The organism is Bacillus sp. SIMBA_005, from assembly GCF_046535585.1.
GTDB lineage: Bacteria > Bacillota > Bacilli > Bacillales > Bacillaceae > Bacillus > Bacillus pumilus.
Genome location: NZ_JAWRWI010000669.1, coordinates 1 through 259 on the forward strand (window position 1 = coordinate 1; position 259 = coordinate 259).

The following is a 259-nucleotide window of genomic DNA, read 5'->3' on the forward strand; positions in this document are numbered from 1 at the left end:
CTACCAGCTCGAAGTATTGGTGAGCTGGCGCGCTATGAGGCAAGGCGAGGAGCTGTTCGACAATTCGCGAGACTTCAAGTGGCGTGACAAGCCAGCTGAAGTAAGAAGTGCTTCGCGACGTCGGATCTTTGGTTAGCCGCAGCTGCGCTCCCGCTATGCGATAGCCCTGCAACTGCAAGATGAGAGACTGGTGCTTGGAAGCAGCAAAGGACTCAAGTGCTTTTGCTAGGCGTTCGAGCTCACCAGGCTGACCTGCAAT

At 55.6% G+C, this 259-nt stretch carries 1 protein-coding gene; it reads right to left on the bottom strand.

The annotated features are described in order from the left end of the window. Nucleotides 1-259 (bottom strand): hypothetical protein (locus SB660_RS21770; protein WP_410584510.1); only part of this gene is annotated, 259 nt, incomplete at both ends.